This is a genomic window from Actinoallomurus spadix (assembly GCF_024055725.1).
Lineage (GTDB): Bacteria > Actinomycetota > Actinomycetes > Streptosporangiales > Streptosporangiaceae > Actinoallomurus > Actinoallomurus spadix.
This window is the reverse complement of the sequence record NZ_JAMXMX010000045.1, coordinates 22,824-30,711: the sequence shown is the minus strand read 5'-3', so window position 1 is coordinate 30,711 and position 7,888 is coordinate 22,824. Positions and strand designations below refer to the sequence as shown.

Annotated in this window: 7 protein-coding genes; 5 read left to right on the top strand and 2 right to left on the bottom strand. The window is 71.4% G+C overall.

The window, feature by feature from the left end; translation table 11 throughout:
- The first annotated feature begins 58 nt into the window (after positions 1-58).
- The 4 genes from NE235_RS35980 to NE235_RS35965 all read left to right on the top strand — a co-directional run bounded on the left by NE235_RS35980 (position 59) and on the right by NE235_RS35965 (position 4,563).
- Positions 59-2,668: an MFS transporter gene (locus NE235_RS35980; protein ID WP_252811194.1), complete on the top strand. Its 2,610-nt coding sequence runs from the start codon at positions 59-61 to the stop codon at positions 2,666-2,668.
- Between the two features lie 166 nt (positions 2,669-2,834).
- Positions 2,835-3,350, top strand: coding sequence for a MarR family winged helix-turn-helix transcriptional regulator (locus tag NE235_RS35975; RefSeq protein ID WP_252811192.1), 516 nt, complete (start codon positions 2,835-2,837; stop codon positions 3,348-3,350).
- 52 nt (positions 3,351-3,402) lie between these two features.
- A complete protein-coding gene (locus tag NE235_RS35970; RefSeq protein WP_252811190.1) occupies positions 3,403-3,846 on the top strand; it encodes a hypothetical protein in 444 nt (147 codons plus the stop codon).
- A gap of 96 nt (positions 3,847-3,942) precedes the next feature.
- Positions 3,943-4,563, top strand: a complete 621-nt coding sequence (locus NE235_RS35965) for a DUF1349 domain-containing protein (RefSeq protein WP_252811188.1) — start codon at positions 3,943-3,945, stop codon at positions 4,561-4,563.
- On the opposite strand, the gene NE235_RS35960 is transcribed toward NE235_RS35965, so the two are convergent.
- Together NE235_RS35960 and NE235_RS35955 are read right to left on the bottom strand one after the other, a co-directional pair.
- Positions 4,521-5,366: an MBL fold metallo-hydrolase gene (locus NE235_RS35960; RefSeq protein ID WP_252811186.1), complete on the bottom strand. Its 846-nt coding sequence runs from the start codon at positions 5,364-5,366 to the stop codon at positions 4,521-4,523. The genes NE235_RS35965 and NE235_RS35960 overlap by 43 nt on opposite strands.
- A 33-nt stretch (positions 5,367-5,399) precedes the next feature.
- Entirely contained in the window at positions 5,400-6,236 is an 837-nt protein-coding gene (locus NE235_RS35955; protein WP_252811184.1) for a hypothetical protein, read from the bottom strand.
- A gap of 191 nt (positions 6,237-6,427) precedes the next feature.
- Here NE235_RS35955 and NE235_RS35950 point away from each other — a divergent pair, with 191 nt between their 5' ends.
- Positions 6,428-7,864: an alpha,alpha-trehalose-phosphate synthase (UDP-forming) gene (locus tag NE235_RS35950; RefSeq protein ID WP_252811182.1), complete on the top strand. Its 1,437-nt coding sequence runs from the start codon at positions 6,428-6,430 to the stop codon at positions 7,862-7,864.
- The last annotated feature ends 24 nt before the right edge of the window (positions 7,865-7,888 follow it).

Sequence of the window (7,888 nt, the reverse complement as noted above, 5' to 3'; positions counted from 1 at the left end):
CCGTCGCCCTGGGCATCCAGAGCGACTCACTCCAGACAAAACGATCTTAGGGAACTTGATGACAACCGCAGCACCGGCCGAGGCACGGGCGACCGGCCACGGATCGGACGCCCCGATGTCGCATCGGCAGATCATGGAAGCGCTGTCCGGCCTGTTGCTCGGCCTGTTCGTCGCGATCCTGTCGTCGACCGTCGTGTCGAACGCGCTCCCGACGATCACGGCCGACCTGCACGCGAGCCAGACCGCCTACACGTGGGTGATCACCGCGACCCTCCTCGCGACCACGATCTCCACCCCGATCTGGGGCAAGCTCGCGGACCTCATGAGCAAGAAGCTCCTGATCCAGCTGGGCCTGCTCGTGTACGTCATCGGATCGGCGATCGCCGGCCTCTCGCAGAACCCCTCGATGCTCATCGCCGCCCGGGTGGTGCAGGGCCTCGGCGCCGGCGGCCTGACCGCCCTGGCACAGACGATCATGGCGGTGATGATCGCGCCGCGTGAGCGCGGCCGCTACTCCGGCTACATGGGCGCGGTGTTCGCGCTGGCCACCATCGGCGGCCCGCTGATCGGCGGCGTCATCGTCGACACCTCCTGGCTCGGCTGGCGCTGGTGCTTCTACGTCGGCGTGCCCTTCGCCGTCGTCGCCCTGATCGTCCTGCAGAAGACCCTGCACCTGCCGGACAAGAAGCGGCAGGTCAAGGTCGACTGGCTCGGCGCCACGCTGCTCGCCGCCGCCGTGTCGCTGCTGCTGATCTGGGTCTCGTTCGCCGGTGACAAGTACGACTGGCTGTCCTGGCAGACCGCCGTCATGGTCGGCGGCGCCCTCGTCCTCACCCTGATCTTCGTGCTCGCCGAGAGCAAGGCCGCCGAGCCGATCGTGCCGCTCCCGCTGTTCCGCAACCCGACCATGAGCCTCGCGGTCGTGGCGAGCCTCTTCATCGGTGTCGCGATGTTCGGCGCGACCACCTTCCTCAGCCAGTACTTCCAGCTCGCCCGCGGCGACTCGCCGACCAAGGCCGGCCTCATGACCCTGCCGATGATCGCGGGCCTGGCCCTGGCATCGACCATCAGCGGCCGGATCATCACCCGCACCGGCCGGTACAAGGCCTTCATGGTCGCGGGCGGCATCCTGATGACCGCCGGGTACGGCCTCATGAGCATGCTGCGCCACGACACGGCGTACTGGGAAGTCTCGGTCTTCATGTTCCTCATCGGCGTCGGCCTCGGCACAACGATGCAGAACACCGTCCTCGCCGTGCAGAACCAGGTGCGTAACGAGCAGATGGGCGCGGCCAGCTCCTCCGTCGCGCTGTTCCGTACGCTCGGCGGCGCGATCGGCGTCTCCGCGCTCGGCGCGCTGCTGTCCAACCGCGTCACGCACTACATGGCGGACGGCCTCGGCCGCCTCGGCATCCACCAGGCCGCATCTGGCGGAGGCAGTGGGGCCATCCCCAAGCTGTCCGCGCTGCCCGCCCCGGTCCGCGGGGTCGTCGAGGCGTCCTTCGGCCACGGCATCGGCAACGTCTTCCTGTTCGCCGCCCCCTGCGCGTTCGTCGCGCTGGTCGCCATCGTGTTCATCAAGGAGGTGCCGCTGCGCACCTCGAGCACTTCGGAGCAGAAGCCCGAGCCCGCCCTGGTCGCCTCGGCCGCCCCGCACGGCCAGCACGCCCGGCGTGAGGAGTGGCAGCCGGCCGCCGCGACCGCGGCGGTGGGCAACGGCGCGGCCCGCTCGCTCGACGGCCGGCCCGGCCCGACGCGGCCCTTCGCCACCCAGCCCGGCGCGGCCCCGGCCGTCACCGAGTCGGCGGCGGCGCAGTACGGCACGACCGCCTCGGCCGCGCCCCTGGCGAGCCTGGCCGAGGAGACGACTCCCCTGAACGGGGACGGGTCGCCGGCCGGCGGCGGCGTCATCCGCGGCTACATCCGCGGCTCCGACGGCACCCCGGTGCCGCACGCGGCCATCACGCTGATCGACATCCGCGGCCGTCAGATCGGCCGCGCCACGGCGCGGACCGACGGCCGGTACGAGGTCGGCACCCCCGGCAGCGGCACGTACGTGCTGATCGCGGCGGCCGGTGACCACGACCCGCAGGCCGCCACCCTGGTGACCGGCGACCAGCCGCTCGACTACGACCTGGTCCTCGTCGGCAACGGCGGGCTCACCGGGACCGTCCGCGACACCAACGGCTCGGCCATCGCCGGCGCCATGGTCGTCGTGACCGACATCCGCGGTGAGGTCGTCGCGAACGGCCTGACCGGCGCCGACGGCGGATACTCCTTCAACCAGGTCGTCGCCGGGACGTACACCGTCGCGGTCAGCGCCGAGGGACACCGCCCCGGCGCGGTGCTCACCGAGGTCGGCGGCGACGGCGTCTCGAAGGTGACCCGGCAGGACGTCGAGCTGCAGCCGGGCGTCCGCATCGCCGGCACCGTCCAGGCGCACGGGCGCGGCCCGGTCGAGGACGCCCGCGTCACCCTGCTCGACGCGGCCGGCAACGTCGTGGCCGCCACCACCACCGGCCCGGACGGGCGGTACTCCTTCGCCGACCTGACCGGCGGGCAGTACACCGTCACCGCGACCGGGTACGCGCCGGTGGCGACCTCGGTCAGCCTGAACGGGCAGGACGTGGACGCGCACGACATGTGGCTCGGTCACTCCGCGAGCTGAAACCGATGACCGGGCCGGACGCGCCCCGGCCCGGTCATCACCCCGACCTGTCACCCTGGAACGAACGGGCTCGACGAACAGCACCGCGCTGGGGGATCCTTTCCGTCACCTCGATCATCAAGGCTCGATCATCGAGGAGGACGGCCCGGCCACGAGGAACGAAGCGATGACCGAAGCACCAGTCTCCACGCCCCCGGCGTCAACGGGCGCCGGCAAGAACCAGGCGTACAACGCGCTCGAGCACGAGCTCGGCGTGCTGTTGCGCCGTGCCCGGGCCCTGTCCGCCGGGATGATGCGCCAGGTCCACCCCGACCTGGACCCCGCCGCGTACGGGCTCCTCGTGGGGCTGCGGGAGTGCGCTCCGGCCCGCCCCAGCGACCTCGCGGACTACTTCAAGGTCGGCAAGGCCACCATGAGCCGCCAGCTCAAGGTCCTCGAAGAGCTCGGCCTGATCGAGCGGCAGCCCGACCCGGGCGACCGGCGGGCGCACCTGTTCGACCTCACCCAGGAGGGGCGCTGCCGCATGGACACGGTGAGCGCCGCCCGCCAGGAGAGCTTCCACCAGCTCCTCGGGGCCTGGCCGGAGGAGGACGTCCGCACCCTGGCGACGATGCTCGCCCGGTTCAACCGGCTCGTCGAGACCGCCGCGCCGCTCCGGACACGCGCCGACACCCCCTGCTGACACACCCCGGGTAAAGACTCATTAACTCGCCGCTGCCACTAATCTTCGGCGAATGCGGCGAATACTGATCATCTGCACCGTGGCCGGGATGCTCGCGTCGACCGGCGCCTGCGGCGGCGACGACTCGAAGAAGGACACGAAGGGCTCGCCGGCCCGGTCGGCCGACACGACGGGCGACACGACGGGCGACGGCGCCGGGAAGACGCCCGGCGGGGACACCGGCTCCCAGCCCGCCGGCGGCGGCCACGCGGTCGTCCTGGAGGTCCTCGGATCCGGCGAACTCCCCGGCATCCTGTACAACCTCACGACCAGCGGCAACGCCTCGAACGTGAAACTGCCGTGGAAGAAGACCGCGCAGGTGCCGGGCGGTCACCTCCTCGCCGTCCTCGCCAGCTCCACCTCGGAGAAGGTCAGCTGCAGCATCACGGTCGACGGGAAGGTCGTCACCAAGAAGACCGGGACGGTCGCCCAGTGCCGTTACCAGCTCAAGAAGTAACAATCGGCCGAACTCTGTACGAACCTCCGGACGCGGCCTACCTTCTTTTTGGGATCGCTCCAAAACGCGGCGGCTCTCAGACCTGAAGGAGACGGTGTGACGCAAGCAGTCGGGCAGCTCGGCATCCCCCGCATCCCCGTGTCGTTGCGGTGGGATGGAGAGCCGGTGAGTTCCTACCGGATGACGGACGACGGACTGGAGATCTCCGCCGGGCCGGGCACGGACCTGTTCATCGACCCGCAGCGTACGGCCGTGAAGCTGAACGCGCCGCACCTGCTCGCCTGCGCGGAGGGCGACTTCCTGCTCAGCGCCCGCGTCCAGGTCGGCTTCGCGTCGACGTTCGACGCGGGCGCGCTGCTCGTCTGGCTCAACGACCGCGCCTGGGCCAAGCTCGCCTTCGAACTGTCCCCGCAGCGTGAGCCGATGGTGGTGTCCGTGGTGACGCGCGGCACCTCCGACGACTGCAACTCCTTCGTCGTCGACGGGGACCACGTCTGGCTGCGCGTGGCCCGGGTCGGCGCGGCGTACGCCTTCCACGCCTCCACCGACGGGGAGTACTGGCGCCTCGTCCGCCACTTCACGCTGTACGCCTCGGCGGAGAAGACGCCGTCGTACGGCTTCTCGGCGCAGTCGCCTACGGGAGCCGGCTGCACCGCCGCGTTCGACGCGATCGCCTACGAGCCGAGGCGCCTCTCGGAGCTGCGCGACGGCTCCTGAACGGCCGTCCTGCGCCGCTCCAGCTCCACCGGGTCGTGCGCGCAGAAGATCGTGACGTCACCGGCCCGGGCCACCTCCCGGAGCCGGTCGGCGTTGTGCAGCCGCGTCGTACGGTCGGCCTGGACGAGCGTCTGGAACAGCCGCAGACCCGGCGGGCAGCCGCCCGACTCGACCTGGTCGTGGTGGAAGTAGGCGTCCCCGGCGTGCAGGAGCCAGCCGTCGCCGGTGTCGACCGCGACCCCGACGTGGCCCCGGGTGTGCCCGGTCAGCGGGATCAGCAGCAGCCCGCCGGGCAGGCCGCGTACGGACTCGAAGCCGTGCCAGCGGTCGTCGCCCGCCTGGTGCTCGACCCAGCGCGGCCGGTGCGACCACACCACCGGCCGGTAGCGCTCGCGCTCGAAGCGCGTCACCGGGCGCCGCGCGGCCTCCAGCTCGGTGGCGTGCACGTGGACCTCGGCCTCCGGGAAGTCGGTCAGCCCGGCCGTGTGGTCCACGTCGAGGTGGGTCAGCACGATGTGGCGTACGTCGGCGGCGGTATGGCCCAGCGCCGCGATCTGGCGGACGGCGGTCTCGGTGACGTCGAGCCGCGGCCGGGTCATCGTGACGAACGGCCGCCCCAGGATCTCCTTGGGCCGGGCGACGGCCTGCGTCCCGAGCCCCGTGTCGACGAGCACGAGACCGTCGTCGGTCTCGATCAGCAGGCAGTGGCAGACCAGCCGCGCCGTCGTCCGGTCGCCGCTCTGGTTCAGGAGCCGCCCGCCGAACGGCCGCATCGTGCCGCAGTTCAAGTGATGGACACGCACGCGGACCCTCCAGGACGTCACCGGACCAGCGCCTCATCGTAGGCCAGCGTGATCATCCCTGACGATCCCCGATTCCGGGGGTGGCGACGGTCCCGCCGGCGCCGCGGCCGGCGTGACCGCCTCCACCGCCACCGGCGGGGCCGCCCGCGCCGCGCGGCGGAGGCGGGCGGCGGCGGGGCCGGCGAGGGCGGCGACGACACCGAGGGCGATGGCGACGACGTGCTCGCGGCCCGCGAGGTTCGGCAGCAGGGTCACCTCGGTGACCATCGAGGTGAGCAGCACGGTCAGCGTCCGCGGCGCGCGGCGGACGCAGCACAGGTACGCGACGAGGGCGACGACCGCCGCCGACGGGCCGGTGTCGGAGGCGTACCGGGCGATCCACGGCAGGCCGACGATCGTGTGCGGCCCCAGGTAACACATGATCCGGCCGCTGAGCGTGCACAGGAACGTCGCGGTCAGCGCGATCGTGAGCGTACGGCGCCGGCCGAGGTACGTCTCGGCGATGCCGAACACGGCGAGGACCTGCAACAGCGAGCCCCAGACCGGGAGGTTCGGCGCGGGCGCGTACATCGAGGCGGGCAGCCGCACGACGGCGAGGTAGAACGGTGTCGAGGCGGAGACGTCACTGATCAGCCGGACGATGCGGGTGCCCAGGGCGGAGAAGTGCAGCGACCACAGCAGTAACACCGCCGTGGCCGAGCCGAAGGCCAGGGGCAGCCGGCCGCGCCGCAGGCGTACGAGCGGCTCGGCCGTCAGCCTGCGCGCCTCGGCGACGGCGCCCGTGATCCAGGCGGGCCGGGAGCGCCCGGCGCCGCGGCCGGAGGGGGGTCCGGCGCCGCGGCCGGAGGGAAGCCCGCCGGCGCTGTCCACGTTGCCTCACAGGGGGAAACTTGATCGTTGCCTGAATGATCGCTCTAGGACGGCTTCGCGTCCTCACACCGGAGGCTGATTTCGGCTCCGCCAGGAGGGTGATTGGCCGGACGGAGAGCGAGCTATGTGACGATCGTCCCGAAATCCGGCAAGCCAGGATGAAACACCTGATTCTGGGGAGGAGAGGGAACGTGTCAGCGTCTACGAAGAGCGAGTTCGTTGTCGTCGCCAACCGGCTGCCCGTCGACCGTGTCGTCGACGAGGACGGCGAAGCGTCTTGGCGGCGCAGTCCCGGCGGTCTCGTCACCGCCATCGTCCCCGTCATGCAGCGGCGCGGCGGCGCGTGGGTCGGCTGGGTCGGTGCGCCGGACGAGGACCTCGAGCCGTTCGAGGCCGAGGGCCTGGACCTCGTCCCCATCCGCCTGTCCGCGGAGGAGGTCGAGCGCTACTACGAGGGCTTCTCCAACGCCACTCTCTGGCCGCTGTACCACGACGTGGTCGCCACGCCCGTGTACAAGCGGACGCTGTGGGACGCGTACGTCCGGGTCAACCGGCGTTTCGCGGAGGCGGCCGCGGAGATCGCCGACGAGGGCGCGATCGTCTGGATCCAGGACTACCAGCTCCAGCTCGTGCCGAAGATGCTCCGGGAACTGCGCCCGGACCTGCGCATCGGCTTCTTCCTGCACATCCCGTTCCCGCCGATGGAGCTGTTCGTCCAGCTCCCCTGGCGCAAGCAGATCATCGAAGGGCTGCTCGGCGCGGACCTCGTCGGCTTCCAGACCGCCGACGCCGCCGCCAACTTCGCCCGGCTCTGCAAGCGCCTGGCCGGCGCGAAGACCCACCGCAACGAGATCGTCTTCGACGACCGCGTCGTACGCGCCGAGGCGCACCCGATCTCCGTCGACGTCAACGAGCTGGTCGAACTGATCGGCCGGCCCGAGGTGCGGCAGCGGGCCGTGGAGATCCGCGAGGAGCTCGGCAACCCCGGCACCATCCTGCTCGGCGTCGACCGCCTCGACTACACCAAGGGCATCCGCCAGCGGCTGCAGGCGTTCAGCGAGCTGTTCCGCGACGGCCGGCTGAAGAGCGGCGACGCGGTGTTCGTCCAGATCGCCACGCCCAGCCGGGAGCGCGTCGAGGAGTACCGCCTGCTGCGCGACGACATCGAACTGTACGTCGGCCGCGCCAACGGCATGTTCTCCGAACTCGGCGCCCCGATCATCAACTACCTGCACACGTCCTACACCCGCGACGAACTGGCCGCCCTCTTCCTCGCCGCGGACGTGATGGTCGTGACACCGCTGCGCGACGGCATGAACCTCGTCGCCAAGGAGTACGTCGCCTGCCGCGCCGACCTGCGCGGCAGCCTGGTGCTCAGCGAGTTCGCCGGGGCCGCCGAGGAGATGAAGCGCGCCTTCCTCGTCAACCCGTACGACATCGACGGCATGAAGCAGACGCTCCTGGACGCGATGAACGCGAGCCCGGCCGAGCAGCACCGCCGCATGCGGGCCCTGCGCAAGCGGGTCATCGAGTACGACGTCGACCGGTGGGCCCACGACTTCCTGCAGGCACTCGAGCGGCCGTCCACGTCCGAGCGGTCCCTCGACGAGGTCGCCCCCGCCGTCTAGCACCCGTCACCGCCCGCCGCCGTC